24 protein-coding genes are annotated in these 26,712 nt (G+C 70.3%); 12 read left to right on the top strand and 12 right to left on the bottom strand.

What is annotated here, in order from left to right; genetic code table 11:
* Positions 1-2: 2 nt before the first annotated feature.
* The 4 genes from ABC271_RS01470 to ABC271_RS01485 all read right to left on the bottom strand — a co-directional run bounded on the left by ABC271_RS01470 (position 3) and on the right by ABC271_RS01485 (position 3,978).
* Complete coding sequence (locus ABC271_RS01470) at positions 3-1,175, bottom strand: hypothetical protein (protein WP_412923144.1); 1,173 nt, start codon at positions 1,173-1,175, stop codon at positions 3-5.
* Positions 1,168-1,869 carry an HAD hydrolase-like protein gene (locus ABC271_RS01475; RefSeq protein ID WP_412923145.1) on the bottom strand — a complete coding sequence of 234 codons (702 nt, stop codon included), beginning with the start codon at positions 1,867-1,869 and terminating at the stop codon, positions 1,168-1,170. The genes ABC271_RS01470 and ABC271_RS01475 overlap by 8 nt, the downstream gene beginning before the upstream one ends.
* Positions 1,870-2,031: 162 nt before the next feature.
* On the bottom strand, positions 2,032-2,727 hold the full coding sequence (gene nucS / locus ABC271_RS01480; RefSeq protein ID WP_412923146.1) for an endonuclease NucS: 696 nt from the start codon (positions 2,725-2,727) through the stop codon (positions 2,032-2,034).
* A 9-nt stretch (positions 2,728-2,736) separates the two neighbouring features.
* Positions 2,737-3,978, bottom strand: a complete 1,242-nt coding sequence (locus ABC271_RS01485; protein WP_412923147.1) for an MFS transporter — start codon at positions 3,976-3,978, stop codon at positions 2,737-2,739.
* A 78-nt stretch (positions 3,979-4,056) separates the two neighbouring features.
* Here ABC271_RS01485 and ABC271_RS01490 point away from each other — a divergent pair, with 78 nt between their 5' ends.
* From ABC271_RS01490 to mnhG, 7 genes are all read left to right on the top strand, one after another.
* Positions 4,057-5,106, top strand: a complete 1,050-nt coding sequence (locus ABC271_RS01490; RefSeq protein WP_412923148.1) for a LacI family DNA-binding transcriptional regulator — start codon at positions 4,057-4,059, stop codon at positions 5,104-5,106.
* 96 nt (positions 5,107-5,202) lie between these two features.
* Positions 5,203-8,136 (top strand): Na+/H+ antiporter subunit A, encoded by a 2,934-nt coding sequence (locus ABC271_RS01495; protein ID WP_412923149.1) that lies wholly within the window; start codon positions 5,203-5,205, stop codon positions 8,134-8,136.
* Positions 8,133-8,783 carry a Na(+)/H(+) antiporter subunit C gene (locus tag ABC271_RS01500; protein ID WP_412923150.1) on the top strand — a complete coding sequence of 217 codons (651 nt, stop codon included), beginning with the start codon at positions 8,133-8,135 and terminating at the stop codon, positions 8,781-8,783. Before ABC271_RS01495 ends, ABC271_RS01500 begins: the two co-directional genes overlap by 4 nt.
* Entirely contained in the window at positions 8,780-10,336 is a 1,557-nt protein-coding gene (locus ABC271_RS01505) for a Na+/H+ antiporter subunit D (RefSeq protein ID WP_412923151.1), read from the top strand. Before ABC271_RS01500 ends, ABC271_RS01505 begins: the two co-directional genes overlap by 4 nt.
* The gene (locus tag ABC271_RS01510) at positions 10,333-10,947 is read left to right on the top strand and encodes a Na+/H+ antiporter subunit E (protein ID WP_412923152.1); all 615 of its coding nucleotides are present in this window, start codon (positions 10,333-10,335) and stop codon (positions 10,945-10,947) included. The genes ABC271_RS01505 and ABC271_RS01510 overlap by 4 nt, the downstream gene beginning before the upstream one ends.
* Positions 10,944-11,210: an MrpF/PhaF family protein gene (locus ABC271_RS01515; protein WP_412923153.1), complete on the top strand. Its 267-nt coding sequence runs from the start codon at positions 10,944-10,946 to the stop codon at positions 11,208-11,210. The genes ABC271_RS01510 and ABC271_RS01515 overlap by 4 nt, the downstream gene beginning before the upstream one ends.
* 2 nt (positions 11,211-11,212) lie before the next feature.
* Positions 11,213-11,587 carry a monovalent cation/H(+) antiporter subunit G gene (gene mnhG, locus ABC271_RS01520; RefSeq protein WP_412926084.1) on the top strand — a complete coding sequence of 125 codons (375 nt, stop codon included), beginning with the start codon at positions 11,213-11,215 and terminating at the stop codon, positions 11,585-11,587.
* A gap of 126 nt (positions 11,588-11,713) precedes the next feature.
* Here mnhG and ABC271_RS01525 read toward each other — a convergent pair whose 3' ends face one another.
* The 7 genes from ABC271_RS01525 to ABC271_RS01555 form a co-directional block, all read right to left on the bottom strand.
* The gene (locus ABC271_RS01525; RefSeq protein ID WP_412926085.1) at positions 11,714-13,678 is read right to left on the bottom strand and encodes an MDR family MFS transporter; all 1,965 of its coding nucleotides are present in this window, start codon (positions 13,676-13,678) and stop codon (positions 11,714-11,716) included.
* Between the two features lie 208 nt (positions 13,679-13,886).
* The gene (locus ABC271_RS01530; protein WP_412923154.1) at positions 13,887-14,429 is read right to left on the bottom strand and encodes an SRPBCC family protein; all 543 of its coding nucleotides are present in this window, start codon (positions 14,427-14,429) and stop codon (positions 13,887-13,889) included.
* 82 nt (positions 14,430-14,511) lie between these two features.
* Positions 14,512-16,407 carry a YhgE/Pip family protein gene (locus ABC271_RS01535; protein ID WP_412923156.1) on the bottom strand — a complete coding sequence of 632 codons (1,896 nt, stop codon included), beginning with the start codon at positions 16,405-16,407 and terminating at the stop codon, positions 14,512-14,514.
* Entirely contained in the window at positions 16,404-17,030 is a 627-nt protein-coding gene (locus ABC271_RS01540) for a hypothetical protein (RefSeq protein ID WP_412923157.1), read from the bottom strand. Before ABC271_RS01540 ends, ABC271_RS01535 begins: the two co-directional genes overlap by 4 nt.
* Positions 17,030-17,635 carry a TetR family transcriptional regulator gene (locus ABC271_RS01545; RefSeq protein WP_412923158.1) on the bottom strand — a complete coding sequence of 202 codons (606 nt, stop codon included), beginning with the start codon at positions 17,633-17,635 and terminating at the stop codon, positions 17,030-17,032. Before ABC271_RS01545 ends, ABC271_RS01540 begins: the two co-directional genes overlap by 1 nt.
* Before the next feature lie 125 nt (positions 17,636-17,760).
* Positions 17,761-19,203, bottom strand: coding sequence for an argininosuccinate synthase (gene argG / locus ABC271_RS01550; RefSeq protein WP_412923159.1), 1,443 nt, complete (start codon positions 19,201-19,203; stop codon positions 17,761-17,763).
* Between the two features lie 85 nt (positions 19,204-19,288).
* Positions 19,289-19,981 (bottom strand): Pr6Pr family membrane protein, encoded by a 693-nt coding sequence (locus tag ABC271_RS01555; protein WP_412923160.1) that lies wholly within the window; start codon positions 19,979-19,981, stop codon positions 19,289-19,291.
* Between the two features lie 119 nt (positions 19,982-20,100).
* Between ABC271_RS01555 and ABC271_RS01560 the strand changes: the two genes are divergently transcribed.
* Together ABC271_RS01560 and ABC271_RS01565 are read left to right on the top strand one after the other, a co-directional pair.
* The gene (locus tag ABC271_RS01560; RefSeq protein WP_412923161.1) at positions 20,101-21,387 is read left to right on the top strand and encodes an adenylosuccinate synthase; all 1,287 of its coding nucleotides are present in this window, start codon (positions 20,101-20,103) and stop codon (positions 21,385-21,387) included.
* A gap of 1 nt (position 21,388) precedes the next feature.
* Positions 21,389-22,588, top strand: a complete 1,200-nt coding sequence (locus ABC271_RS01565; RefSeq protein WP_412923163.1) for a lactonase family protein — start codon at positions 21,389-21,391, stop codon at positions 22,586-22,588.
* A gap of 3 nt (positions 22,589-22,591) precedes the next feature.
* Here ABC271_RS01565 and ABC271_RS01570 read toward each other — a convergent pair whose 3' ends face one another.
* The gene (locus tag ABC271_RS01570; RefSeq protein ID WP_412923164.1) at positions 22,592-23,716 is read right to left on the bottom strand and encodes an AI-2E family transporter; all 1,125 of its coding nucleotides are present in this window, start codon (positions 23,714-23,716) and stop codon (positions 22,592-22,594) included.
* A gap of 64 nt (positions 23,717-23,780) precedes the next feature.
* Between ABC271_RS01570 and ABC271_RS01575 the strand changes: the two genes are divergently transcribed.
* From ABC271_RS01575 to ABC271_RS01585, 3 genes are all read left to right on the top strand, one after another.
* Complete coding sequence (locus tag ABC271_RS01575) at positions 23,781-24,086, top strand: chorismate mutase (protein ID WP_412923165.1); 306 nt, start codon at positions 23,781-23,783, stop codon at positions 24,084-24,086.
* A gap of 315 nt (positions 24,087-24,401) precedes the next feature.
* Positions 24,402-25,751 carry a quaternary amine ABC transporter ATP-binding protein gene (locus ABC271_RS01580; RefSeq protein ID WP_412923166.1) on the top strand — a complete coding sequence of 450 codons (1,350 nt, stop codon included), beginning with the start codon at positions 24,402-24,404 and terminating at the stop codon, positions 25,749-25,751.
* On the top strand, positions 25,751-26,707 hold the full coding sequence (locus ABC271_RS01585) for an ABC transporter permease (RefSeq protein ID WP_412923167.1): 957 nt from the start codon (positions 25,751-25,753) through the stop codon (positions 26,705-26,707). The genes ABC271_RS01580 and ABC271_RS01585 overlap by 1 nt, the downstream gene beginning before the upstream one ends.
* The last annotated feature ends 5 nt before the right edge of the window (positions 26,708-26,712 follow it).

A 26,712-nucleotide genomic window follows, 5' to 3' on the forward strand; every position in this document is an offset into this window, starting at 1 on the left:
CGTCAGTCCGTCACCGCATGCCACGCGGCGCGGGCGGATGCCAATGCCTGGAACGCGTCCTGCGCGGAGCGGGCCGCCGCCAGCTCGCGCCGCGCGACGTCGAGCCGCAGCCGGTCCTGAATGGGCGGCGCGTCCGCGAACGCCTCGGTCGCGGCGACGGCCGCTCGCGCGCACGCGAGCGTGCCGGGGAGGGCTGCGCGCGCGGCTTCCAGTCTCCGGCGGGGGCTCGGGGCGTCGCCGAGCGCGTCGTCGCGGGTCTCGCGCACGCGGGCGACGACCTCGATCGCCGTGCGTGGGCGCCGGGGGAGACCTTCCGCCGCGGCGCGGAGCTCGGCACGCGCGGCGTGGAGCCGCTCGGCGGCGTCGGGCGCGCACTCACCGGGCCGGGACACCGCGATCTCGAGGCCTTCCGCGATCTCGGCCTCGGCGGCTGCCACCTCGGCTGCCGCGTTCTCTTCTGCCTGGACGAGGAAGCGGTGCGCATCCTCGACCGCTCGGAACAGGCGCTCCGCCCGGCGGAGAGCGACGGATGCCTCGAACACCTCGGCATCCGCCGCGTCGGGGTCGTTCAACGCCGCATCGGCCCGCACGAGCGCCGCGCGTGCTTCGCGGTCGGCGCGGTCGGCATCCGCCCACTCCCCGTCGTCGAATCGCGTGCGGGTATCGGCCAGGAGTCGGGCGGGGTCGCCGGAGGTCCGAGCGATCTCCTCGCGCCGCGCGCGGGCCGCGGCGACGCGAGACGCGGGGCTGCCGTGCGTGCGGGTCCATTCGGACAGGACGACGCGGGTCGTGCTCGCGGCCGTGATCCTTCGCTCGAGGTCGTCGCGGAGGCGGACGGCGTCGACGCGCCGCTGCGCGGGGAGCCGTGCCGAGGTCGCGAGCGCGGCCACCTCGGCGAAGCCGCGATCCCGGCCGCGCAGCGCAGCCGCCCGCGCACGGCGAAGCTCGGTCGGGGCTTCGTCGTCTCCGGCCGCCTCGAACGCGACGTCGAGCGCGATCGCCGCATCATCGAGCCGTGACAGTGCCTCTTCCGCAGCGGAGCGCGCCTCGGATGCCGCCGCGATGGCGCGAGGGGACCGGCGGCGCGCCCGCACGACGAGCACGATGACTCCGGCGACGAGCAGCGCCGCGAGCAGGGCGATCGACGCGGGGAGCGCCCAGGAGAGGTCAGACACCGTCGGCGGGACCGGGATCCTCGTCGGGCACGAGCAGGAGCGCGCGCAGCTCGTCGGCGGTATCGACCGCCGCCTGGGCACCGTCGGCCTCGTGCGGCCAGCTGAAGCCCCAGCGGACGAAGATCACCGGCACATCGGCATCCAGCCCGCCCTCGACGTCGTGGTGTCGATCGCCGATGAGGACGGGGCGGGAGGTGTCGTAGCCGCGCACCTCGAGGCGCCGCAGCGCTTCGCGCACGATGTCGGCCTTCGCGCTGAGCGTGCGCTCGTCGGGGCTCGCGCCGACCATCGCCTCGAGGTCGGGGGCGAGACCGAAGTGGTCCATGAGCGCCACGACCTGCACCTCGGGCTTCGAGCTCGCGGTCGACTGCGGGATGCCGGCGGCGTGCAGGTCGTGCACGATCTCGGCGACGCCGGGATACAGCTGTGCGCTGCCGGTGTAGCCCTCGTCCTTGTTCAGCGCGCGGTAGAAGGTGACGGCTTCGGTCGCCTCGTCGGGGGTCATGCCGACGTTGACCTGGAACGACTCGAACATCGGCGGCCCGATCCAGCGCGACAGTTCGCCACGGGTCGGCGGCGTCCGCCCGAAGTGTTCGAGAGTGACGGTGAGACGGCGGAGGATGCCCTCGGATGCATCGACGAGGGTTCCGTCGACGTCCCAGAGGACGCACGACCAGGGGGAGCGCACGGGCATGGGCTCCACGCTACCGGGCGTGTCGGGCGTGGGCCGCGCGGGGGTGGGTGGCGGTGGCGTAACGGAGGACATTCGCCGGAGGGAGGATCCGCGAGCGGTGCGGCATCCTCCGCTCCTCGTATCTCCTCCGCTCGCCGCGTCGAGTGACGCGCGGGCCGCGGCTCAGAACAGGCGCGGGGCCCCCGACTCGATGCCCTTCATCTCGTCGTAGTCGAGGGTGAGGCACCGGATGCCGCGATCGGTCGCGAGCACGCGCGCCTGCGGCTTGATCTCCTGCGCGGCGAAGACGCCACTCACCGGCGCGAGCAGCGGGTCGCGGTTGAGCAGCTCGAGGTAGCGGGTGAGCTGCTCGACGCCGTCGATGTCGCCGCGACGCTTGACCTCGATGGCGATGGTGCCGCCGTTGTCGTCGCGCAGCAGCAAATCGACCGGGCCGATCGCGGTGGGGTACTCGCGGCGGACGAGCGTGAGGCCCTCACCGACGACCGAGACCTGCTCGGCGAGCAGACGCTGCAGGTCGGCCTCGACGCCGTCCTTGATGAGTCCCGGGTCGACGCCCAGCTCGTGCGAGGTGTCGTGGATCACCTCGTAGATCTTCACCACGAGTGCGTCCCCGGACTTCTTGTGCGTGACGCGCCACTGCTGCGTGACGCCGACGCTGGCGGCATCCTCGTCCGGCTCCTCGACCGTGAGGGTGCACGGCGGGCTCATCCAGTTCAGTGGCTTGTACGACCCGCCGTCCGAGTGCACGAGCAACGACCCATCGCCCTTATGCACGAGCAGACGCGTGGCCAGGGGGAGATGGGCGGTGAGTCGACCGGTGTAGTCGACGGAGCAGCGGGCGATGACGAGACGCACCCGATGAGCCTAATCGCGGCGGACGGCGTTCTCGCGCTCGGCTGTCGCGACCGGGAGCGGCTTGGCCGCCCCGGAGAAGAGCCCGGATGCCACGATCAACCCGACCACGATGAACAGCGTGTTGAGCAGCCCGATGTGATCGCCGATCCAGCCGAGGATCGGGGGACCGCAGAGGAACGCGACGTATCCGATCGTGGCGGCGGCGGCGACCCGGGAGGCGGCCTTGGCGGGGTCGTCGGCGGCGGCGGACATGCCGATCGGGAAGCCGAGCGAGGCGCCGAGACCCCACAGGGCGGCGCCGATGTACACGAGCGGTCCGAACGGCGCGACGATGAAGAGCAGCAGGCCCGCGGCGGCGGTGACCGCGAGGATCCGCAGCACCCACACACGCCCGAACCGGTCGACCACGGGACCGCCGAGCAGACGCCCGGCCGTCATCGCGACGGAGAACACCGCCAGCACGGCGGGGCCGGCCTCCTCGGCGGCGCCGTGGCCGAAGACGACGGCGGACGGCAGCCAGTCGTTCGCACTGCCCTCCGCGAAGGCCATCCCGAGCATGATCACGCCGAGCGTGTACGTGCGCGGCTCGCGCCAGGCGGCGAGCGAGGCTCGGAGACGCTCGCGCCAGTGTGCGCGCTCCTCCGCAGGAGACGCGTCCATCGCGATCTCGCGGGGCGGCACGTTCGCGACGGCGACGAACACCACGACGGCGATCACGATCGCCATCGCGACGGAGTGCGCGACCACGGGCAGGCCCCCGCGCACCGCGAGGAAGCCGATCCCGGCGCCGATCACCGTGCCGAAGCTGAAGAACGCGTGCAGCAGCGGCATGACCGTGCGCCCCGTCGCCTTCTCGAGTGCGGCGCCCTCGACGTTCATCATTACGTCGACCGCGCCGTTGCCGAATCCGAACAGCGCGAGGCCGACGAGCGCGACACCGAACAGCTGCAGGGTGTCCGCCCCGAGGCCGATGATCGCGAGGCCCACGGCGACGGTGACGAGCGACGCGAGCATGCCGCGGCGGGCGCCGAGCCGCGACATGATGGCGGGCGCGATGGTGAGCCCGATGATGGATGCCACGCCCATGCCGAGCAGCAGCAGTCCGACGCCGGAGTTCTCGATGCCGAGCGCCTCGCGGATGGCCGGGACCCGGGAGGCCCAGGTCGAGATGCTCAGGCCGCTCGCGAGGAAGATCGCGCAGATCGCGATGTACCAGCGCACGAGACGCGAACGGGTGAGCGTGGAGTCCATGCAGCAACAGTAACGAGGAACCCGCCGCCGAATCGAATCGATTCGAGACCGGGGGTACGGTCGAGGTACGATCGGGCGGTGAGCACGCGCCGCGCGACCATCAGCGACGTCGCCCGGGAGGCGGGCGTCTCCCCGTCGACGGCATCCGTCGTGTTCAGTGGCAACACTCCGACGTCGGAGGCGACGCGGGCCCGCGTCCTCGCCGCCGCGGAGAAGCTCGGCTATACCGGTCCCGACCCCCGAGCCGCGTCCCTGCGCCGCGGTCGCTCCGGCATCGTCGGCGTGGTCTTCGACCAGCATCTCGGCACCGCCTTCCTCGACCCCGTGACGACGCACATGATGGACGGGCTCGCAGACGGCGTGTCCCGGCTCGGTGCCGCGCTCCTCCTCCTGCGCGACGACGGGGTGACCGTCAGCGAGCCGTCGCTGCACACCGCCCCGATCGACGCCGCCGTGCTCATCGGTTGCAGTCCCCGCATGGCCGACTCGCTCGAGATCGTGCGAGGGCGTGGCATCCCGGTCGTCGTCATCGAGGGAGACGCCGGTGCGGGAATCCCCCGCGTGCTGCTCGACAACGTCGAAGCGCAACGCCAAGCGGCCCAGCACCTCGCGGACCTCGGGCACACCGACGTCGTCATCGTCACGCTTCCGACCGACGTCGAGCGACGCCGGGGCTGGATCCCCGACGACGCGGTGGTGCGCGTCGACATCACCGCGGACCGACTAGCGGGTGTGCGCCAGGTGTTCGCCGACGCGCCCGCGCTCGCCGCCGCGACCAGCTCGATCGACGAGGGCGCGATCGCGGGCCGCGCGATCTTCGCCGATCCCGCCCGCCGGCCCACCGCCGTGATCGCGCAGAGCGACCTGCTGGCGGCCGGGGTGATCCGCGCGGCCGAGGAGGCGGGGCTCCAGGTACCGCGCGACGTGAGCGTGACGGGCTTCGACGGTGTGGTCGTGGACGGGCTCGCGCCTCACGTGCTGACGACCCTCGTGCAACCGGCCACGGCGAAGGGGAGAGCGGCGGGCGAGGCCGTTGCCGCGATGCTCGAGGGCTCGACGCCCGCCGGTCTCGACCTCACCTGCACGTTCCGCGCGGGCACGACGACCGCACCGCCGCGGTCGACCTGAAGCCCGACGGGGCGGGGAGACGAATGCTCCGGGTAGAATAGATCCGACACCCCGAGAGCCCGGGCACCCGCCCGTCGACCCCGAGGAGGCCCACTCGTGCTGGCATTCCTCGGCGCCTTCGCCCTCGTCCCCATCCTCCTCCCGTTCCTGGTCGCGAAGATCGGCGCCCGCGCCTTCTATGTCGCGGCCGTCCTGCCGGCCCTCGCCTTCGCGCATGCGATCGTGCTCGCGCCCTCCGTTCTCGCGGGCGCCATTCCGTTCGAGGAATACAGCTGGATCCCCGGTCTCGGTGTGACGCTTTCGATGCGCATGGACGTCCTCGGATGGCTGCTGACCCTCGTCGTCACGGGCGTCGGAGCACTCGTCATGCTCTACTGCCGTTGGTACTTCCGCGACAAGACGACGGGCGTCGGGCAGTTCTCCGCCGTGCTGCTCGCGTTCGCGGGAGCGATGTACGGCCTCGTCCTCACCGACGACATCGTCGTGCTGATCATGCTGTGGGAGGTCACGAGCGTCCTGTCGTACCTGCTCATCGGGTACTACCACGGTCGCGCCGCCAGCCGACGCGCCGCGTTGCAGGCGCTCCTGGTGACCACGCTCGGCGGACTGGTCATGCTGATCGGCGTCGTGCTGATGGTCGTGCAGGCCGGCACCACGAGCCTGTCCGCGATCCTCGCCGACCCGCCCGTCGGGACGGTGACCGACATCGCTGTGCTCCTGCTGCTCGTCGGGGCGCTGAGCAAGTCCGCGATCTTCCCGTTCCACTTCTGGCTCCCCGGCGCCATGGCGGCTCCGACCCCGGTCAGCGCCTACTTGCACGCCGCGGCGATGGTGAAGGCGGGCATCTACCTCATCGCGCGGCTCGCCCCCGGGTTCGCCGAGACACCGTTCTGGCGTCCCACGCTCATCGCGCTGGGTGTCTTCACGATGCTGCTGGGCGGGTTCCAGGCGCTGCGCGAACGCGACCTCAAGCGCATCCTCGCCTTCGGCACGGTGAGCCAGCTCGGCTTCCTCACCGTCATGCTCGGATACGGAACACGGGATGCCGCCCTCGCGGGCATCGCGCTCGTCCTGAGCCATGCGCTGTTCAAGTCGTGTCTGTTCCTCGTCGTCGGCGTCATCGACCGCCAGCTGTCCACGCGTGACATCGGCGAGCTCTCGGGCCTCGGACGTCAGGCGCCGGTCATGGCGACGGCCTCGTTCATCGCGATCTTCTCCATGGCCGGGGTCATTCCGACCCTGGGCTTCGTGGCGAAGGAGACCGCGCTGACGGCGCTGTGGCACGAAGCCACCGCGGGCGCGGCGTGGGGCATCGTCGCGCTGATCGGCGTGGTCGCGGGTTCGGCGTTGACGGCGGCCTACGGCATCCGGTTCCTCTGGGGTGCGTTCTGGACCAAGCGCTCCGTCGAACGCACGGAGTGGCCCGACCCGCCGATCGGATTCCTCGCCTCGCCCGTGCTGCTGTCCGCGGCCACACTGACGCTCGGATTCCTCGCGCCCCTCGTCGACGGCTGGCTCGCGCCGTACGCCGACACCGTCCCCGAGGCCACGGCGGGCGTTCCCGCCCCCGAGCACGTGTACCACCTCGCGCTCTGGCACGGTCTCGAGCCGGCGCTGTTCCTCTCGCTCGGCACCCTCGCCCTCGGCGCCGGCGTCTTCTGGCTGGTGCGCCGCACGCAGCTGCACCGCCGCGGTCGCGTTCTCCCCTTCACCGCGAACGATGCCTACAACGGTGCCCTGCGTGCCATCGACCGGACGTCCGAGTGGACGACGGCGCGGTTCCAGCGCGGATCGCTGCCCTTCTACGTCGGCACGATCTTCGTCGTCCTGGTCGTGGCCGAGGGCACGGCGCTCCTCGCTTCGGACGAATGGCGCGCGCAGCTCGACGCGTGGCAGTCGCCCGCCCAGCTCATCGCCGCCCCGGTGATGATCGCCGCCGGAATCCTCGCTGTGCGGGCACCCAAACGGTTCACCGGCGTCGCGCTCGTGTCGGTCACGGGCCTCGGCATGGTCGTGCTCTTCGCCACGAGCGGCGCGCCCGATCTGGCGCTCACGCAGGTGCTGATCGAGACGATCACTCTCGTGGTGTTCGCGCTGGTCCTGCGGCGCCTCCCCGCCCGCATGGGCGAGCACAACGCCTCCGTCGCGCCGCTCGCGCGCGCGGCGCTCGGCGTCGGCGTCGGGCTCACGATGGCGCTCGTCGCCGTCGTCGCCACCGGCGCGCGGCAGGATCAGCCCATCTCCCTGGAGTGGCCGCCGCTGGCGTACGAGATCGGCCACGGCCGCAACGTCGTCAACGTCGCGCTCGTCGACCTCCGCGGCTGGGACACCATGGGCGAGCTGTCGGTGCTCATCCTCGCGGCCACGGGCGTGGCATCCCTCGTCTTCATCACCGACCGCAGCGACAACCTGTCACGCCGCCGCTCCGGAACCGGGCGCAGCCGCGTCGGCATCGGTCGCCGACGTCCGCTCATCGAGACCGACAGCGGTGTCCGCGCGCAGCGGGCGGGCGAAGCCGATGCGCCGCGGGCATGGCTCATCTCCGGATCGAAGGTGCAGCCCGAGAACCGGTCGATCCTGATGGAGATCATCATCCGGGTGCTCTTCCACGCGATCATGATCATCTCGCTCTACCTGCTCTTCGCGGGGCACAACCTGCCCGGCGGGGGTTTCGCCGGCGGTCTCGTCGCGGGCATGGGTCTCGTGATGCGCTACATCGCGGGCGGGCGTTGGGAGCTCGGTGCCGCTGCCCCCACCGACGCCGGTCGCCTGCTCGGCGCGGGCATGTCGATCGCCGTGCTGTGCGCGATCGTGCCGCTGTTCTTCGGCTTCGCGCCGCTGCAGAGCTTCACATTCGAGGGCGAGCTGCCGCTCATCGGCCACTGGGAGTTCGTCACCAGCACGATCTTCGACGTGGGCGTCTACCTCGTCGTGATAGGGCTCGTGCTCGACGTCCTCCGCAGCCTCGGCGCCGAGGTCGACCGGCAGTCGAAGGATGCCGTCGACACCGAGGCGGTGACGGTCCCGTGAGCGTCTCGTTCGTCCTCATCGTCGTGATGGCGGTGCTCTTCGCCTGCGGCGTCTACGCCATGCTCGAGCGCAGCCTCACGCGCGTCCTGATCGGGTTCCTGCTGCTGGGCAACGCGGCCAACCTGCTGCTCCTCATCGTCATGGGCCAGCCGCGGATCGCCCCGTTCTACGACGGCGGGCAGACCGACCCGGCCGACATGTCCGACTCGCTGCCCCAGGCCCTCGCCCTCACCGCCATCGTCATCACCTTCGGGATCTCGGCATTCTTGCTCGCCCTCATCTACCGCTCGTGGCAACTGGGTCAGGCCGACACGGTCGTCGACGACGCTGAAGACCTCGCGATCCGCTCGCGTACCGCGGCAGAGCCCGAGGATGCCATGGATGAGGAGTCCCGCTCGGACGACACCGACGTCACCACCGACTTCGTCGGCGACGCGGTGTCGCCGATCCGGGTTCTGCACGCGGGCGACCTCTCGCAGCTCATCGACGACGCCCCGGTCGATCGGGTGGCCGTGCGGCAGAACCGTCCTCAGGGAGACACGCGGCACCCCGAGGGATCCGACGACGCGGACGGAACCGAGAGCTCCGAGGACCCCACGACGCCCTCCGGCGACACCCGAGACCCGGAAGACGGTGATCGCGCGTGAGCGCCCTGGTTCCCCTGCTCGTCGGCATCCCGCTCTTCGGAGCGGCGATCAACCTCATCTTCGGTCGGCGCAAGAAGACCCAGATCCTGGTGTCGGTCGTCTCGCTGACGACGGTGCTGGTGCTCGGCGCCATCCTGCTGGTCGCCGTCGACACGAGCGGGCCGATCGCCGTGGCCATCGCGGCGTGGCCGGTCCCGCTCGGAATCGTGCTGTACGTCGACGTGCTGGCGGCGCTCCTCGTCGTGGTCACCGCGATCGTGCTGCTGGCGGTCCTGCTGTTCTCGATCGGCCAGGGCGCCGCCGACAACGACGAGGACACCCCGGTCTCAATCTTCTACCCGGCGTATCTGATCCTCGGCGCGGGCATCTTCAACGCCTTCATCGCCGGCGACCTGTTCAACCTCTACGTCGGCTTCGAGATCCTGCTCGTCGCGTCGTACGTGCTCATCACGCTCGGCAGCACCGAGTCCCGCATCCGCACCGGCGTCGTCTACATCGTCGTGTCCCTGGTGTCGTCGATCCTGTTCCTCGCCGCGATCGCCATGGTCTACGGCGCGCTCGGCACGGTCAACATGGTCCAGATCAGCGAGCGCATGGCCGAGCTCCCGCAGGACGTGCAGACGATCCTGCACCTCATGCTGCTGCTCGCCTTCGCGATCAAGGCGGCGGTCTTCCCGCTGTCGTTCTGGCTGCCCGACTCGTACCCGACCGCTCCGGCGCCGGTCACGGCGGTGTTCGCGGGGCTGCTGACCAAGGTCGGCGTCTACGCGATCATCCGCACCGAGACGCAGCTGTTCGTCGCCAACGACCTCAACTTCCTGTTGATGATGATCGCGCTCGCGACGATGATCGTCGGCATCCTGGGCGCCGTCGCGCAGGCCGAGCTCAAACGCATCCTGTCGTTCACGCTCGTGAGTCACATCGGGTACATGATCTTCGGACTCGCGATCAACACTCCGCTGGCGGTCGGCGCGACGATCTACTACATCGTCCACCACATCATCGTGCAGACCACCCTGTTCCTCGCCGTGGGACTCATCGAGCGCCGCGCCGGGAGCACCTCGATCCTCAAGGTGAAGGGCCTCATGCGGGCCGCGCCGGTGCTCGCGGTGCTGTACTTCATCCCGGCGATCAACCTCGGCGGACTTCCGCCGTTCTCGGGCTTCATCGGCAAGTACGCGCTGTTCGACGCGGGGGCCCAGGTCGGGACCCCGGTGATGATGGTGCTGATCGTCGGCGGCATCGTGACGTCGATCCTCACCCTGTACGCACTGATGCGCGCATGGAACCTCTCGTTCTGGCGCGAAGAGAACGACTCCACCGAGACTCTGGAGCGCATCGCGTACCTCGGCAACGCACCCGCCGCAGCGATCTCGACCGAACGCCGCACGATCCCGAAGATCATGACCGCCGCCACAGCGGGAATGGTCGTGGTCACGTTGTCGCTGACGGTGTTCGCCGGTCCGCTGCTCGACCTGTGCCTGCGGGCCGGAGAGCGCATCACCGAGGGCGTCACGCTGGTGCAACTGCAGGATCAGGCGGGTGAGCAATGAGCCCGTCACGGCGGTCGCAGGTCGGCTTCTTCCTGCACCAGCTGCCCTTCTTCATCGTCCTCGTGGCGCTGTGGATGCTGCTGTGGGGGCAGTTCACGTGGCTCGCCTTCATCACCGGACTCGCCGCCGCCGTCTTCGTCACCCGGGTGTTCCGCCTCTCCCCGGTCGACCTGTCCGGGCGGCTGAATCTCTGGTACGGCCTCGTGTTCGTCATGACGTTCTTCGCGGCGGTGGTGCGGGGTTCGCTCGTCGTCGCGTGGCAGGTGCTCGACTTCCGTCGGGCTCCCGGAGCGGCCATCATCGCCGTCCCGCTCCGCGTGGACGACGACGTGATCATGGCGCACACCGCGGTCACGGCATCCCTCATCCCCGGCTCGCTCATCGTCGACGTCGACCGCGAAGGACGCACGCTGTTCCTCCACACCATCGGCATCCGCAGCGACGAGGATGCCGAACATCAGCGCCGCGTCGTGCTCGGCTGGGAGGCCCGCATCACGCGTGCCGTCGGCTCACGCGAGCAGCTCGCCGATCTGCGCCGCCAGATCGCGGATGCCGATGACCACGCCCACCTCGGGGCCGAGACGCCCCGCGACGGACGGACTCCGCTATGACCGCTGTCATCGTCGTCATCCTGGTCGTCTTCGCCGTCGCCGCGGTGCTGGCACTGATCCGGCTCGTGATCGGGCCGTCGATCCTCGACCGCGCGGTGGCCGCCGACGTGCTGCTGACCGAGGTCATCTGCATCCTCGGCGCCGACATGGTCATCAATCACCACACCCGATCGATGCCGGCGATGCTCGTCATCGCCGCGGTCGGCGTGTTCGGCTCCATCGCGGTGGCGCGATTCGTGGCGCGGAAGGAGAACCCCCGGTGACTCTGGAGTCCATCCTCGACATCGTCGCGCTGGTCCTGGTGCTGATCGGTGCGGTGCTGTGTCTCACGGCGACCATCGGCTTGGTTCGTTGGCCCGACGTCCCCTCTCGCCTGCACGCCGCGACGAAGCCGCAGGTGCTGGGCGTGCTTCTCATCGTCATCGCCGTCGTGCTGTCGGCGCGCACGTGGGAGGCGTTGGCGTTCGGCATCCCGATCATCCTCATCCAGTTCGCCACCGCACCGCTCGCCGCGCACATGGTCGGGCGCGCCGCGTACCGCAACCGCACGATGGACGAGGCGGGCCTGTACGTCGACGATCTGCAGCACCGCACCGAGGAGGGCGGCTCGATCGCGACGCCGTCCCGTCCCGAGAGCTGACGCTCGGGCCGCCGGGCTCGGCGTCCCCTGCGATAAACGCTTCCTGCACTGAGAAACGCGCGCAGACCGCGTGTTTCAGTGCAGGAAGCGTTTATCGGGCGAACATCACCCCCGGGGACGGATGCCTCAGCCCAGCGCTGCCATGGCCTCCGCCTTGCGCTCGGCGTCGGCCGACTCCTGCAGCGCCGACTTGGCGCGGAGCGGCGGCGTGCGGAAGAACAGCGTCAGGACGAAGGCGATGAGGGCCACGCCCATCGCGACCCAGTACACGCTGACCGTCGACTGGTTGAACGACACCAGCAGCGGCTTCGTCAGGCGCGGATCGGCGCCGTTGAGGAACGACGTGTCGTCCATCGTGCTGTTGTCGAACGACGAGTCCGAGGATCCCGACATGCCGTCGATGATCTGCGGAACCGCCTGGTCGACGAAGGACTGCCGGGCCGTGGCATCCGTGAAGTCCAGCGTCACGGTGCCGTCGGTGGCGACCTTCGCGACGGGCAGCTGCTGCTGGATCGCGGCGGCCGCCTGCTGGATCGCCTGCTCCTGCGCGGCGGCGGTGGCCTGCGCCTGCGCGGCGGCGGGAATCGCGCCGGCCGCGACCTGCTGCGCGACGGCGTCCGCCGCGGCGGTCTTGGCCTGCTCGACACCCTGCTGCGCGCCGCTCAGCGCACCGTCGGTGAGCTGCTCGACGAACGGGTCGTAGACCTTCGACATGATGCCCGCGTTGGCCGGGGCGCTGGCAACGGTCGGGTCGAGGGCGGCGTCCAGCGCATCGGTGAGCGTGGCCTGGTCGCGGAAGTTCGTCTGCAGGTTCAGCGGGACGAGCGTGAACAGCAGCGACAGTAGGACGGCGGTGCCGAGCGTTCCACCGATCTGGCGGAAGAACGTGGAGCCCGAAGTGGCCACGCCGATGTCGCGCGGACCGACGGAGTTCTGCGAGGCGATCGTGAGCGTCTGCATGAGCTGACCGAGACCGAGGCCGATCAGGAGCATCGCGCCGGCGATGATCCAGTACGACGTGTCGTACCGGATGAAGGTCAACGTGAAGAAGCCGAGCGCCATGAAGGCCGTGCCGATGGTCGGGAAGATGCGGTAGTGCCCGGTGCGGGAGATGATCTGGCCGCTCACGATCGACGAGATCATGAGGCCCAGGATCATGGGCAGCAGCTGGAAACCGCTCTCGGTCGGGCTGGAGCCGAGCACGAGCTGCAGGTACAGCGGGAGCGTCAGCATCGCACCGAACATCGCGAAACCGACGAAGACGCCGATGATCGTCGCCATCGAGAACGTCGAGGAGCGGAAGAGCTTCAGCGGGATGAGCGCGTCGTCCTTCATGCTGCGCTCGATGAGGATGAAGGCCAGGATGCCGAGGGCGCCGATGATGTAGCAGGCGATCGAGATCGGCGAGGTCCAGCCCCACTCGCGGCCCTGCTCGGCGACGAGAAGGAGCGGCACGAGGGCGATGATGACCGTCGTCGCGCCGAACCAGTCGATGCGGACGGAGCCGTGCGGGTGGCGCGGAATGTGGAGGAACCGCAACACGATCGCGAGGGCGACGAGGCCGATCGGGACGTTGATGAGGAACACCCAACGCCAGCCGGCGATGAACAGGATCTCGTTCGCCCCGGCGAACAGGCCGCCGACGAGCGGGCCGATGACCGACGAGATCCCGAAGACGGCGAGGAAGTACCCCTGGTACTTGGCGCGTTCGCGGGGCGCGAGGATGTCGCCCATGATCGCGAGCGGCATCGACATGAGGCCACCGGCGCCGAGGCCCTGGAGGGCGCGGAACGCCGAGAGCTCGATCATCGAGGTCGAGAAGCTGGCGGCGACCGACCCGAGGATGAAGATCGCGATCGCGATGATGAACAGGGGGCGGCGTCCGAAGATGTCGGAGAGCTTGCCGTAGATCGGCGTGGCGATGGTCGACACGATCAGGTAGGCGGTGGTCACCCACGCCTGCTGGCTGAGGCCGTTGAGGTCGTCGCCGATCGTGCGGATCGCGGTGCCGACGACGGTCTGGTCGAGCGCGGACAGGAACATCCCCGCCATGAGCCCGAAGATGACGAACAGGATCTGTCGGTGGTTCATCACCGGGGTGCTTCGGGTGGTCGGAGTCGACACGGCAGCAGTGGTCACGGGTTCCTCGAGAAAGAGAGGGTCGAACGGGGGAGAATGCCGGGCGAAGGGGCGTGCACGGCTGGGCGGTCCGAAGCGGGTACCTCCGCGACCGAAAAGAAGTTGTGTTTTGTCAACTATACGACGCCTGAGCACTCGCGAGCGCACGTTCTCCGGACGTTCAGATGTCGGCTTCGGCCGCGTCGCTCTCGGCCTGGGGCGACGCCGCGCCCTCGGCGGGGTCGGGTGTCTCGGGCCGCGCCTCGAGCTCGCCCCGCTCGCGTTCCTCGCGTCGACCCTCGGCGAGGAACGCCAGCCGGGTGAGGCACTCGTGGTTCCGCAGCGCCAGCAGAGGTCGCCACAGGATGCCGGGAAGCACCGCCGGGAGTCCGGACACCGGCTCCTCCGCGATCGTGACCGCGATCCCGTCGCCGTGCGGTCGGACGTCGAATCGGATGACGCCCCGACCGAGCGGGCCCGCCTTGGGGCGCAGTCGCACGCGGCGCGGCGGGTCCCACTCGACCATCTCGGTGGTGTCGTGGACCATCACGGGCCATACGCCGAGCGAGTGGTGGATGCGAGTGCCTTCTTGCGGCCACTCGGCGTCGACGTCACGCATGCGGGCGGCCCCGACGACCCACACCGGGTACAGCCAGCCGTCGGCGAGCACCGCGAAGAGGTCGTCGGGCGTGCAGCGCATCAGGCGGGTGTTGCGGGCGGCCATGGCATCCCCTCGTCAACGGAGTTCCCTCGACCCTAGGGCGCGACCGGGGTCCCGCGCAGGATCTTGACGGGTGCGCCGCGGGTCAGCCGATGAGGCTCGGCTGCAGGTCGCGGAGCGTGCGGTGATGCGTCATCCGCGTCACGCCGATGGCCGCGAGCACGACCCCGCCGACGAGCCACGCCCCGAGCACGAGCAGGTCGGGGCCGACGCGTCCCAGGTCTCCGCCGTACATCACCTGGCGCATGGCATCCACGACATATCCCATCGGCAGCACGTGGTGCAGCGCCGCGAGGGGCCCCGGGAGGGTCTGCCACGGGAACGTCCCGCCGGCCGTCACCAGCTGCAGAACCATGAGCACGAGGCCGAGGAACTGACCGACCGACCCGAGCCACACGTTCAGCGCGAGCACGATCGCCGCGTACGTCGCCGAGGCGAACAGCAGGATGCCGAGGGCCGCCCACGGGTTCGCGAAAGAGAACTGCAGCGTGACGGCGAGCACCGTGAACAGTCCCACCATCTGGACCGCGCCGAGGCCCGCCGGGGTCAGCCACCCCGCGAGCGTCACGCGGAACGGCGACCGCAGTGCCGTGACCGCGCGCTTGGACACCGGCTTCACGATGAGGAACAGGGCGTAGATGCCGATCCAGCCGGCCAGGGCGGCGAAGAAGGGTGCGAGTCCCGCGCCGTAGTTCTGCGCCTTCGTGACGGAGGTCGATCCGACGCTCACGGGGTCGGAGATCGTGTCGGCCTGCGCCTGCCGTGTCTGGTCGTCGGAGTCGGGGATCTGGTCCACCCCCGACGCCAGTCCATCGCGCAACTGCGTCGCGCCGTCCGAGAGCTGTCCGAGGCCGCTGTCGAGCTGGCTCGCCCCGTCGCGCAGCTGCGCGGCGCCGGTCGCCGCGGTGCTCGCGCCGTCGGCGAGGGCGGCGGCGCCGTCGGCCGCGCTGGACGCTCCGGATGCCACGGTGGCACTGCCGTCGGCCACCTGTCGCGCGCCGTCGTCGAGCACGTTGATCTGCGTCACCGTGTCCTGCACGCGGGTGTTCGCCGCCTGCAGACGCTCACCGACCGGGTCGAGGCGCGCGAGGATCTCGTCGATCTTCTGTTGCTCCAGGCCGGCATCGGCCAGGGCCTGCGCGATGTCGGCGCGGGCTTGCGGCAGCTGGGCCGCGGCATCCCCGGCGATCGTGCTGACCTGGCGGGCGGCGGCATCGATGCGGTCGACCCCGCCCGCGACCTGCTGCGCGCCGTCGGCGACGCGCGCGGAGCCGTCGCGCAGTTGCGCGGTGCCGTCGCGCAACTGCGACGCACCGTTCGAGAGCTGGGTCGTGCCGTCGGCGAGCTGCGCCGAGCCCGAGGCGAGCTGCGCGGAGCCCGTCTTGGCCGTCGCGAGGCCGTCCACGAGCTGCGTCGCCCCCGTCGTGGCATCCACGAGGCTCACCCGGATGGTGTGCAGCGCGTCGAGGAGGGTGAGTCCGGCTTCGTCGACGACCTTCTGCGCGACGGATGCCTGGATGCGCGCCACGGCCTGCGAGCCGATGGTGGACGCGAGGTAGTTGTTCGCGTCGTTCGTGCGCAGCTCGATCGCGGCCTGACGCGGAGAGTCGGTGGAGAGCGAGGCCACCGCGTCGCTGAAGTCGGCGGGCAGGGTCACGATGAAGTCGAAGTCGCCTCGCTCGAGTCCCGTCGAGGCCTGGTCGGCGTCGACGCGGTGCCACTCGAACGTGTCGCTGTCGAGCAGCTGGTCGGCGGCTTCGTCGCCGAGGTTCCGCTGCTCCCCGTTGATCTGTGCGCCGCGGTCGTCGACGACCAGCGCGACCGGCACGTGCGAGAGGTTGCCGTAGGGGTCTTGATTGGCCCAGAGGTAGAGGCCGCCGTACAGGATCGGCACGGCGAGGAGCGCGACCAGGGCGAGCACCGACATGCGCGTCGACGTGAGGCGGCGGAGTTCGGCCGTGATCATCTGCGGGATCTTCACCGTGCGTCCTCCTCTGCGGGCTGCTCCGCGGCTTCGAGGGTGGAGATCGCGGTGAGCGAAGCGTGCCCGGCGATCACGAGCACCGCGTACCCGCGTTCGGCGAACTCCTCGGCGATGCGCCACCAGGCGGCGGGCTCGCCGCCGTGGCGGTCGGGGGCGACGAGCACGAGGCCGTCCACGCCTTTACGGAGTGCCGCGAGCTCGAGCAGCAACCGGATCCGTTGCGGCGGGTCGACGTTGCCGATCGGAACGGATGCCAACGACTCCAGGCCCAGGCCCTCGAGCCACCGCTGCGCCGCGAACGGTGTCGGCGCGTGCCCGGCGAACATGAGCTCTTCGGCCACCACACCGGTCACGGTGACGTTCGCCTCGGGCTCCGAGACGACGGGGGCGTCGACGAGCGCGACGCGGCGGCGGATCCGACCGGCATCCGCGCGGCCGTCGATCGTGACGGATCCGCTGTCGATCTTCATTCGACCGGATGCCACGAGGCCGAGCACCGTGGGGCGCTGCTCGGTCTCGGCGACGGCGAGAGTCGCCCGCCCGGTCTCGTAGGTGGCGGAGGTCTCGGGGAGGGCGCCCTGCGCCTTGCCCTTGGTGACTGCGTCGAGGACGACCTTCATCAAGACTCCAGATCGGGGTGCTGGGCCATGAGTTCGCGGGCCTCGGTCCACGACAGGCCGGCGATGCCGAGGACGGCCGTCACCGCGATGGCCCGGGCGGCGCGGGACTCGGCATCCACGCGGCTGACGACCATGCGGCCGGTCTCCTCGAGCAGGCGCGAGAGGGTCGGGGCAGGCAGGTCGGTGCGCAATTCGCCGGCCTCCTGGCCGCGCCGGACGATGGTGTCGATCCGGTGGCGCAGCGGGGCGAGCGCCTCGGAGGTCTCGGGGACGTGGGCGTCGTCGAGCGCCAGGGCGGCGGCGGCCTGGACGTGGGCGGCTTCGCGCCACAGCTCGGACGCGAGGCGCGCGAGAGCCAGCCGCGAGTCGGGGTCGTCGATGGTGTCGGCGATGGCGTTGAAGCGCGCGGCGCCGGTGGCGATGACCTCGCGGACGATGGCGTTGCGGTCGTCGAAGTGGCCGTACAGCGCGCGGCGCGAGAGGCCGGCGCGCGCGGCGATGGCGGCGATCGAGGCGTGGGGGTCGTGTCCGATGGCGGCGGTGGCGGCATCCACGATGCCGGCGCGGTTCTCGACGGCGTCGCGTCGACGTGCGGGGGTGCTCACGAGCGTCGAGTATACGCCCGAACTTGCACTCCGGTGTGCAAGTTCCCCCCTCGCCTCACGCGTGAGGGGTCAGAAAGTGTCGCTTCGCTTGCTCCGAAGCGACACTTCTTGACCCCTCACGCGGTTCAGTCGGTGCCGGACTCGAATGCGGCGGACTCGCCCGCGGCATCCGTCGCCTCGGCCAAGCGCTCGCCGGCGGCGTCGAGGGGAGCGGCGGGCTCGATGATCTCGCGCGCGCCGCCGGCGGCCACGTCGCCGACGAGCTCGCCGGTCGGGCCGCCGATGAGTCCGAGCGCCGCGTACTGCTCGAGGCGAGCGCGCGAGTCGGCGATGTCGAGGTTCCGCATCGTCAGCTGGCCGATGCGGTCGACGGGGCCGAACGCGGCGTCGCCGACGCGCTCCATCGAGAGCTTCTCGGGCGAGTACGACATGCCGGATGCCACGGTGTCGAGGATCGTGTAGTCCTCGCCGCGGCGCAGCCGCAGCGTCACGGAACCCGTGATCGTGGAACCGACCCACTTCTGGATCGACTCGCGCAGCATGAGGGACTGCGGCTCGAGCCACCGGCCCTCGTACATGAGGCGGCCCAGGCGGCGGCCCTGCTCGTGGTAGGTGGCGAGGGTGTCTTCGTTCAGGATGCTGTTGACGAGGCGCTCGTACGTGATGAAGAGGAGCGCCATGCCCGGGGCCTCGTAGATGCCGCGCGACTTCGCTTCGATGATGCGGTTCTCGATCTGGTCGCTCATGCCGAGCCCGTGACGGCCGCCGATCGCGTTCGCCTCGCGGACCAGCGCCACCGGGTCGTCGAACCGGGTGCCGTTGATGGCGACGGGGCGGCCGGCCTCGAATGCGACGGTGACGTCCTCGGTCTCGATCTCGACCGCGGGGTCCCAGAAGCGCACGCCCATGATCGGCTCGACCGTCTCGAGCGACACGTCGAGGTGCTCGAGCGTCTTGGCCTCGTGGGTGGCGCCCCAGATGTTGGCATCCGTCGAGTACGCCTTCTCCGCGGAGTCGCGGTAGGGGAAGTCGTGCGCGACGAGCCACTCGCTCATCTCTTTGCGGCCGCCGAGCTCGGTGACGAAGTCGGCGTCGAGCCACGGCTTGTAGATGCGGAGGGCCGGGTTGGCGAGCAGTCCGTAGCGGTAGAACCGCTCGATGTCGTTGCCCTTGTAGGTGGAGCCGTCGCCCCAGATGTCGACGCCGTCCTCCTTCATCGCGCGGACGAGGAGCGTCCCGGTGACGGCGCGGCCGAGCGGCGTGGTGTTGAAGTAGGTGCGTCCGCCCGAGCGGATGTGGAACGCGCCGCACGCGAGGGCGACGAAGCCCTCCTCCACGAGCGCGGTCTTGCAGTCGACCAGCCGCGAGATCTCGGCGCCGTACTGCGTGGCGCGGCCGGGGATGGATTCGATGTCGTCTTCGTCGTACTGCCCGAGGTCGCCCGTGTAGGTGCAGGGAACGGCGCCCTTGTCGCGCATCCACGCGACGGCGACCGAGGTGTCGAGACCCCCCGAGAAGGCGATGCCGACGCGCTCGCCGACGGGAAGGGACTGCAGGACCTTGGACATGCCCTCGATTCTATTCGGGACGGATGCCACGCCCCGAAACACCGGAACCGGTCAGGCGAGCCGCAGGCCTAGGCCGCGGCACGCCTCAGGCCTCGCGCGACCCCCGTGCCCGCCCGAGCGCCACGGCGCCGAACGCGACGACGATGATCGTCACGGCGATGCCGATCATGTACCCGATGACACTGCCCCAGCTGCTCTCGTACGGGTTGAGGAACGGGTACGGGTACCAGTAGGGCTGCCCGGTGGTCGGGTTGGTCACGAGGTTCGCCCGCACCAGCGTGTAGACGATCCACGCGATCGGGAAGATCGCGGCCCCCAGCGCCGCCTTCCACGGCAGACGCCGGCGGCAGGGCCCGAGGAACAGGTCGAGCAGCAGGAACAGCGGTCCCCACACGTGCATGACCTCGTTCGACCAGGCCACGGTCTCGGGCTGGAGCGGAAGACCGCGGAGGAGCAGGTTGTACACGACGCCGGTGATCACCATGTACGTCGACACCCAGGCCAACGCGGCGGCCAACGCAAGCGGGTCGGGTTCGAGCCGGCGTCCGCGCGAGAGGAACCGGATACCCGCCCAGGCGAGCACGACCACGCTCGCGGTGTTCGACAGGATGGTGAAGAAGCTGAAGAAGTTCGCGATGGTCGTCGGCACGTCGCGGTGGGCGGCGGCGGCACCCGCGACGGTGGAGACGAACTGGGCGATGATGGCGGCGGCGATGAGCGCGGCCATTGCGAGGCGGAGGGCGGTCCAGCCGGTCGCCCAGCTGCGAGAGCGGATCATGCGCCCAGGGTAGTGACGCGGCAGGAGCGCCGGGTGGGGTTGTGGACAACCCCGAGGGGGTGCTGTCGGGGCGGTCGATAGGATGGGGTGTACCGCCGGATAACACGCGAGGAGCGCACATGCCCGGAATCGTGATCGTCGGCGTCCAGTGGGGCGACGAGGGCAAGGGCAAGGCCACCGACTTGCTCGGTGAGCGCACCGACTGGGTGGTGAAGTTCAACGGCGGCAACAACGCCGGGCACACCGTCGTCATCGGCGACGAGAAGTACGCGCTGCACCTGCTGCCCAGCGGCATCCTGTCGCCCGGCGTCAACCCGGTCATCGGAAACGGCGTGGTCATCGACCTCGAGGTGCTCTTCAACGAGCTCGAGGCTCTGAACGCGCGCGGTCTCGACACCAGCCGCCTGAAGATCAGCGCGAACGCGCACATCATCACGCAATACCACCGCACGCTCGACAAGGTGACCGAGCGCTTCCTCGGCAAGCGCATGATCGGCACGACCGGTCGCGGCATCGGCCCGGCCTACGCCGACAAGATCAACCGGGTCGGCATCCGCGTGCAAGACCTGTTCGACGAGAACATCCTGCGGCAGAAGGTGGAAGGCGCCCTCGACCAGAAGAACCACCTGCTCGTGAAGGTCTTCAACCGGCGGTCGATCACGGTCGACGAGATCGTCGAAGATCTGCTCGCGTACGCCGAGCGCGTGCGCCCGATGGTCGCCGACACCTCGCTGCTGCTGAACGACGCCCTGGATGCCGGTGACGTCGTCGTCTTCGAGGGCGGTCAGGCCACGATGCTCGACGTCGACCACGGCACCTACCCGTTCGTGACCTCGTCGTCCGCGACCGCGGGCGGGGCGTCCACCGGCTCCGGTGTCGGGCCGAACCGCCTCGACCGGATCGTCGGCATCGTGAAGGCCTACACGACGCGCGTCGGCTCCGGCCCGTTCCCGACCGAGCTGTTCGACGAGAGCGGCGATTATCTGCGTTCGCGCGGGTTCGAGTTCGGCACCACGACGGGCCGTCCGCGCCGCGTCGGCTGGTACGACGCCCCGATCACCCGCTACGCCACGCGTATCAACGGCATCACCGACCTCGTGCTCACCAAGCTCGACATCCTCGGCGGACTCGAGCAGATCCCGGTGTGCGTCGCGTACGACGTGGACGGCGAGCGGTACGACGACCTGCCGGTCAACCAGACCGACTTCCACCACGCCAAGCCGATCCTCGAGTACCTGCCCGGCTGGAGCGAAGACATCTCGACCGCGCGCACGTTCGACGAGCTGCCGCAGACGGCGCAGGAGTACGTACTGGCGCTCGAAGAGATGAGTGGGACGCGGATCTCGGTCATCGGCGTGGGTCCCGCGCGCGACCAGGTCATCGTCCGTCACGACCTCATCGACTGACGTGCGGTTCTGGGTCGGCGCGTACACCCCCGACGCGGGGGCGGCTGAAGGGATCGGCATCCTGCAGGCCGGCGACGCCGACTCGGCCTGGGCGTCCGGCCCCTTGGGCATGGTCGGCACCGCGGTCGCCGCGTCCGGCTCGCCGTCGTGGGTCGCGCTGCACCCGCAGCTCGACGTCCTCTACGCCGCGCACGAGTCGGACGGCACGGTGCAGGCCTATCGCCGCACCGGAGAGACCCGCCTCGCCCCGCTCGGAGCGCCGGTCCCCGCCGGCGAGGCCGTGTGCCACGTGGCGGTCGCGCCCGACGGGTCGTTCCTCGTCGCCAGCTGCTGGGGCGACGGTCGTGTCGTCCGCATCTCCTTGGATGCCGCGGGCCGACCCTCCTCGCCCGTGATCGCCGCCGCGGCGAGCGACCCGTACGGCGGTACCGATGACGCCTTCGTCGTCGAGACGCCGACCGCGGTGTCCGGCGCCGCCGTGCCCGATCTCGCGGCCGCGGCCCGCGCGCTGCGCGAGGCCGCCGGCGAAGAATACGGTCACCTGATCCCCGACTACGACGCGCTCCCCGAGACTGACGCCGAGTCCGAGGAGGCCGTCGCAGGCGCTCGGGTGTCGCGCGCGCACGAGACGATCGTGCTGCCGCGGGGGCTCCTCGCCACCACCGACATGGGTCTCGACCTCGTCCGCTTCTGGCACTCGACCGGCGCCGGGCTCCGCCTCGTGCAGGAGGTGGCGCTGCCCAAGGGCAGCGGCCCGCGCCACGGCGTGTGGCATCCGTCCGGTCACCTGTACGTCGTGACAGAGCTCAGCCGCGAGGTGTTCGTGCTGACCCCGGATGCCGAGGGCCGCTGGCGCATCATCTCGGGCGAGCAGCTGCTCGGCACGCTCGAGGGCGACACCGCGGCCGAGCTCGGCACGAGCCGCGACGGCACGACGCTGTACGCGGGCGTCCGCGGCAGCGACACGGTCGGCGTGCTCGCGGTCCGCGGGGCAGGCGAGGCGCTCCAGTTCACCGCGCTGGCCGAGGCCGGAACGCACTGGCCGAGGCATCACGTCGTGGTCAACGACATGCTGCTCGTGGCCGGGCAGCTCGCCGACGAGATCGTGTCGCTTCCGCTCGACCCCCGCACCGGGGTCCCGGGCCGTGTGCGCCACCGCACGGCGTCCCCCGCGCCGACGCGTCTGCTCCCGATGCGCTGACTCCTACTTCTTGGCATCCTGCCGCGGGATGATGATCTGCTTCACGATCAGCAGAACGGACGCGGTCACGGGGATGGCCACGAGCGCTCCGAGGAGGCCGAGGAGAGTGCCGCCGACGAGCGCGCCGATCACGACGAGCGAGCCGGGAACCGAGATGGTGCGGTTCATCACGCGGGGCGTGAGGACGTATGCCTCGACCTGCATGTACACGAGGTACACGCCGGCGAAGATCAGCCCCGAAACCGGGTCGACGATGAGCGTCAGCACGGACGCCGTCGCCCAGAAGAGGACGGAACCGACGAGCGGGATCAGGGTGATGCCGAAGGCGAGGGCACCGAGGAGCGCGGCGAAGGGCTGGCCGAGGATCGTCAGGACGATGAAACCGAAGACGGCGTTGCACAGCGCGAGGACGACCATCCCCGCGAGGTAGCCACCGACCGATTCGGTGATCTGGCCGGTCATCTCCGAAACGGTCTCGCGGCTGCGCGCCGGAGTCAGGCGCACGAGCGAGTTCTTCATGGCAGGCAGGGATGCCAAGAAGTACAGACTCAACACGAGCACGATGATCGCGCCCGAGATGCCGGTCGCGATGCCGACGCCCACCTGGAGCAGGCCGCCGCCGATGGCGGTGAGGTTGGCCGGGTTGGTGAAGAACTTCTGCACTTCCTGGAGGATGTTGCCGAGGCTGTCGCCGAAGTTGGTCTCGACCCACCGGACGGCGTCGCTGTTGATCAGGTCGTTGACGAACGTGGGGATGTCCGTGACGAACTGCTCCACCTGCCGGACGACCGGCGGGATCAGCAGCCACAGAGCGGCCACGAGGATGACGGCGAGGCCGCCGAACACGATGACGATCGCCCAGGCCCGCGAGACGCCTCGGCGAACGAGCCGCCGCACCAGGGGATCGAGCGCGAGCGCGATGAAGAGCGCGATCGCGATGTAGATGAGCACCGTCGACAGGCTCGACAGTGCGAGGCCCAGCAGGATCGCCGTCAGGCCGCCGAGGGTGAGGAAGAACCCTGCGGCGTAGGGCCGGGAGAAGGCCCACCACATCGGCCGATCCCGGGACGTGACCTCCCCGGCGTTCGCGCCTTCGGCGGACGGGTCGGGGCGCGTGGATCGGCTCATGCTCACACTGTAGGGCTCGCGGTCGCACGGGGCGGGGCGCGATAGGGTCGCATCCGGAGGACCCATGACCGAGGCCGACCCCACGACGATCCTGCAGGGCTTGCGCGGAAGCATCGACAATATCGACGCCGCGCTCATCTTCCTGCTCGCCGAGCGCTTCCGCTGCACCAAGCAGGTCGGGGTGCTCAAAGCGCAGCACGGGATGCCGGCATCCGACCCCGCCCGCGAGGAGCAGCAGATCGCCCGATTGAAGCGTCTGGCCGCCGAGGCCGACCTCGATCCGGACTTCGCCGAGAAGTGGTTCAACTTCGTCGTGGCCGAGGTCATCCGGCACCACCGGTCCGCCGCCGGTACGCCTGCCGACGACTGAGCCGACACGCCCGGGCCAGCCGTCGGATCCTCCGTCGCCGAGCGCCCGTGGCTCTTCTGTCTCGCGCCCGCGCGTGCCACGGATGTCCGCCGAACGCAAACGAGCGGTCGGTTTGCCAGCCGATCCATCAGCGTGAAACGGTAGAGGAGGCCCCTCGCGGGGCCGCCCACCCGACCAGTCCGCGGTCGCCGGTGCCGACTCGGGGGAGTCGCGCCGCGAGCGTACGGTCGGCGGCCAGGACCCGGATCCGACATCCGGCGTCGGAGCGCTCGTCCCCCCGAGGAGCGCCGAGCGGCTGCCACCCGGGCGTGACCGATGCGGCCACCCGAGGCCGCACAGGTGCACACAGTGACCCATCCGCATGCCATCGCGGCGAGGAACCTCTTCAAGGTCTTCGGCCGCTCCCCTCAGACCGCCGTCGAGAAGCTCCGTGCCGGGGCCCGGCGGGACGACCTCGACGACGCCGGAACGGCGGCCGTCATCGACGCGAGCTTCGACGTCGAACCCGGCGAGATCTTCGTCATCATGGGCCTCTCCGGTTCCGGCAAGTCGACCATCATCCGCATGCTCAACGGCCTGCACGACGCCACCGCCGGCACCGTCGAGGTGCAGGGCGACGCCCTCACCGGAGTGAGCTCCGCGCGTCTGCGGACCCTCCGTCGCGAGCGCATCGCGATGGTGTTTCAGCACTTCGCCCTCCTGCCCCACCGCACGGTCGCCGCGAACGTCGCCTACCCGCTCGAGATCCGCGGCGTCGGCAAGGCCGAGCGCCTCGCGAAGGCGGACGAGATCCTGGCGCTCGTGGGCCTCGAGGGCTGGGGCGACAAGCTCCCCTCGGCGCTTTCGGGGGGCATGCAGCAGCGCGTCGGCATCGCCCGCGCTCTCGCCGCCGACACCGACATCCTGCTCATGGACGAAGCCTTCAGTGCCCTGGATCCGCTCATCCGCCGCGAGATGCAGGAGCAGCTCCTCGAGCTCCAGCGGACGCTGAAGAAGACGATCGTCTTCATCACGCACGACCTCAACGAGGCGATGTTCCTCGGCGACCGCATCGCGGTCATGCGCGACGGCCGCATCGTCCAGATCGGAACGCCGGAGGACATCCTCACCGACCCCGCCAACGACTACGTCGAGCAGTTCGTGCAGGACGTCGACCGCGCCCGCGTGCTCACGGCGGCCAACGTCATGGAGCGTCCGCGCCCCCGAGTGGATGCCGCCGCCGGCCCGCGCACGGCCCTGCGCCAGATGCGCGACGCCTACATGTCGGCCGTGTACGTCACCGACCGCGACCGGAAGCTCCTCGGCATCGTCACCGACCGTGACGCCGTGAAGCTCGTCCGCGCCGGCGAGAGCTCGCTGCTCGGCAGGCTCAAGCCCGTGCCGCAGAGCGTGCGCGAGGACGAGGTATTGATGAACCTCTTCGTGCCCGCGGTCGAGTCGCCCCTCCCGCTCGCTGTGGTGGATGCCGAGGGACGCCTCACCGGCGTCATCCCGCGCGTGACGCTGCTCGCCGCGCTCGGCCCTGGACCCACCTCCACCGAGGAGATCACGGTGCTTCCACAGCCCGTGCCCTCCGCCGAGATCGACGCCGTGCTCGCCGCTGCCCCGGCTTCGGCGGGTGAGGCGCCCGACGCCGTGGCATCCGGAATCGAGGCGGTGCGCTGATGGACGGGTTCCGCATTCCTGTCGGCACGTGGGTCGACGCGGGAGTCGACTGGCTCCGCGACAATCTCTCGGGCTTGTTCGACGTCATCGCCGTGGTCGTCCGCTTCTTGGTCGGCGGCCTCAGTGACGTGCTGCTGTCCGCCCCGATCGTCGTCGTGATCGTCGTCGCGGCGCTCCTGGCCTGGCTCGTCCGCTCGTGGAAGCTGGCGGTCGGAACCGTGGTCGGGTTCGCCCTCATCCTCGCGATGGGACAGTGGGTGACCGCCATGCAGACGCTCGCGCTCGTGGTCATCGCCGCCGCCGTCGCCGTGGCGATCTCGGTGCCGCTGGGCATCTGGTCGGCACGCAACCCCACCGTGCGCGCCGTCATGAAGCCGGTGCTCGACTTCATGCAGACGATGCCGGCGTTCGTGTACCTCATCCCGGCCATCACTTTCTTCAGCATCGGGGTCGTTCCCGGTGTCGTGGCGACGGTCATCTTCGCCCTCCCTCCTGGCGTGCGTCTGACCGAGCTCGGCATCCGCGGGGTGGACTCCGAGACCGTCGAGGCCGGACACGCGTTCGGCGCGACGCCCGGGCAGATCCTCCGCGGCATCCAGTTGCCGCTCGCGATGCCCACGATCATGGCCGGCGTGAACCAGGTGATCATGCTCGCGCTGTCGATGGCGGTCGTGGCCGGCATGGTCGGAGCCGACGGTCTGGGCAAGGAGGTCGTGCAGTCGATCTCCACGGTCAACCTGCCCAAGGGCGTCGAGGCGGGGCTGAGCGTCGTCATCCTCGCGGTCTACCTCGACCGCCTCACCGCCGCCCTCGGCACACGCTCCGGCAACACGTCGTCGCTGCTCGGCATGCTCGGTCGCCGACGGACGCCCGACACTCCGGCCGGGGATGCCCACACGGAGGCCGAGCGCGCGGTCGCCTCCCCGCGTCGCGCCCCGATCACCACGGGCGCCTGACTCCC

Source organism: Microbacterium canaveralium, assembly GCF_047238045.1.
Taxonomy (GTDB): Bacteria; Actinomycetota; Actinomycetes; order Actinomycetales; family Microbacteriaceae; genus Microbacterium.

Bases quoted from the DNA above. Each gene is read 5' to 3' on its own strand.
- ABC271_RS01540 (WP_412923157.1), bottom strand. From the start codon at position 17,030: ATGAAGGTCGTCCTCGACGCAGTCACCAAGGGCAAGGCGCAGGGCGCC.
- ABC271_RS01575 (WP_412923165.1), top strand. From the start codon at position 23,781: ATGACCGAGGCCGACCCCACGACGATCCTGCAGGGCTTGCGCGGAAGC.
- ABC271_RS01580 (WP_412923166.1), top strand. From the start codon at position 24,402: ATGCGGCCACCCGAGGCCGCACAGGTGCACACAGTGACCCATCCGCAT.
- ABC271_RS01515 (WP_412923153.1), top strand. From the start codon at position 10,944: ATGACCGCTGTCATCGTCGTCATCCTGGTCGTCTTCGCCGTCGCCGCG.
- ABC271_RS01510 (WP_412923152.1), top strand. From the start codon at position 10,333: ATGAGCCCGTCACGGCGGTCGCAGGTCGGCTTCTTCCTGCACCAGCTG.
- ABC271_RS01585 (WP_412923167.1), top strand. From the start codon at position 25,751: ATGGACGGGTTCCGCATTCCTGTCGGCACGTGGGTCGACGCGGGAGTC.
- ABC271_RS01560 (WP_412923161.1), top strand. From the start codon at position 20,101: ATGCCCGGAATCGTGATCGTCGGCGTCCAGTGGGGCGACGAGGGCAAG.
- ABC271_RS01485 (WP_412923147.1), bottom strand. From the start codon at position 3,978: ATGGACTCCACGCTCACCCGTTCGCGTCTCGTGCGCTGGTACATCGCG.
- ABC271_RS01570 (WP_412923164.1), bottom strand. From the start codon at position 23,716: ATGAGCCGATCCACGCGCCCCGACCCGTCCGCCGAAGGCGCGAACGCC.
- ABC271_RS01530 (WP_412923154.1), bottom strand. From the start codon at position 14,429: ATGGCCGCCCGCAACACCCGCCTGATGCGCTGCACGCCCGACGACCTC.
- ABC271_RS01525 (WP_412926085.1), bottom strand. From the start codon at position 13,678: ATGAACCACCGACAGATCCTGTTCGTCATCTTCGGGCTCATGGCGGGG.
- ABC271_RS01555 (WP_412923160.1), bottom strand. From the start codon at position 19,981: ATGATCCGCTCTCGCAGCTGGGCGACCGGCTGGACCGCCCTCCGCCTC.
- argG (WP_412923159.1), bottom strand. From the start codon at position 19,203: ATGTCCAAGGTCCTGCAGTCCCTTCCCGTCGGCGAGCGCGTCGGCATC.
- ABC271_RS01475 (WP_412923145.1), bottom strand. From the start codon at position 1,869: ATGCCCGTGCGCTCCCCCTGGTCGTGCGTCCTCTGGGACGTCGACGGA.